Source organism: Vibrio sp. 10N.222.55.C6 (genome assembly GCF_041473395.1).
GTDB classification, from domain to species: Bacteria; Pseudomonadota; Gammaproteobacteria; order Enterobacterales; family Vibrionaceae; genus Vibrio; species Vibrio crassostreae_C.
In genome coordinates, this window is the sequence record NZ_JBFRSD010000489.1 from 1 (window position 1) to 1,320 (window position 1,320).

General features: G+C 36.5%; 2 protein-coding genes and 1 pseudogene. All 3 read right to left on the reverse strand.

What is annotated here, in order from left to right:
* Positions 1–265: lipopolysaccharide biosynthesis protein (locus AB4486_RS24730; protein ID WP_372119333.1), on the reverse strand; the 265-nt coding region annotated here is incomplete at its 3' end.
* Positions 266–1,036 (reverse strand): oxidoreductase, encoded by a 771-nt coding sequence (locus tag AB4486_RS24735; protein ID WP_136975791.1) that lies wholly within the window; start codon positions 1,034–1,036, stop codon positions 266–268.
* Positions 1,036–1,320 (reverse strand): annotated as a pseudogene (locus AB4486_RS24740) (acylneuraminate cytidylyltransferase family protein); the annotation flags it as partial. The pseudogene AB4486_RS24740 and the gene AB4486_RS24735, both read right to left, overlap by 1 nt.

Consider the following 1,320-nt stretch of genomic DNA (forward strand, 5'->3'; position numbering starts at 1 on the left):
AGACACAGGAAGTATAAAAAAAGGATAGAGTAAGAAGTTCGTTGCTTATTTTTTCCCCATATCGATGGTAAGATCTTAATATGATAGAGTCAAATCCAAAAAGTATAAATATGACAAAAAAATTATAATAAGCTTGATACAAACCAAGTCGGCCAAACTCATCAACACTTAATGTATTTGAAAAATATGGGAGTAATACAAATGGGATTAATTTTGATAAAACTTCACCAATCAGATATAGTCCACCACTTTTTAATAAGGACATTTATAAACTAAAACCATCATCTATAATAATATTCTGACCAGTTACATAGCGTGATTGCTCAGATAATAGAAACAAAACTGTACCCACCACTTCTTCTACATCAAGCATTCCTGCCCCATGAGTTTTACTTTTATATGCATCTAAAAAAGCATCAGGTTGATTGTCAAAAATCCCCCCAGGGCTCACACTGTTAATGCGAAAACGACTATCATTTACATACGCCACTGTGTACTTGTTTAGGTGTTGAATTGCCGATTTAATTGCCGCATATTCAACAGGCATCGTCATGGGTGTATTCTCGTAGATCTCAAATTTAGGTGCAACAACACCATAAATCGAAGAAATATTAACTAAAGACAGAGGGGTTTTGTGCTTGTTAAAGTAGCTTGCACATTGTTGAGTAAATAAGAATGCACTGCCTAAATGCAAAGACAGGTTTTCATTAAAACTGTCTAGTGAAACATCAAAAAAATGTGCACCGTAAGTTTTGTTTCTTGGGTAAGTAGAGTTAACAGCACCATCAATACTCGTATGGGTAGCCAATAGTTGACTAACACTGTCTGCTTTCGTTACATCTAATGCACTAAGCGTCAAATTTTTATCTGTAACATCAACACCTAAAGAAATCAAACGTTCAGTCATTACTTCTATGTTGATATCAGCTGCAATCACTTTCCCCCCTTGAGCCAATATCGCAGGCACCAATCGCGTTCCTAATAAACCACCAGCACCAGCTACTAAGATGGTTTTATTTTCTAATAGTTTTTCCATTATTCTATATCCTGCAAAATTGCTTCCGCCATTCTAAAATCATAAATATCGTCAATATCTACAGCACGAACCTTCGGTACTTCAACACTGGTTACTTTACCTGCGAATAGGCCATAATGATTTAATACGAAATTTGGCGTTGTCGCATACACAACAGTAGTTATATCAAAGACTTCAGGGGCATCTTGACGGCGAGTGACATCCGACTCTGGTTTATTGACTAACTCAACGAAACCATCTTGTGTCTCTTTCACCATATTGAAGAAAGGGCTGCGACTTGCAGG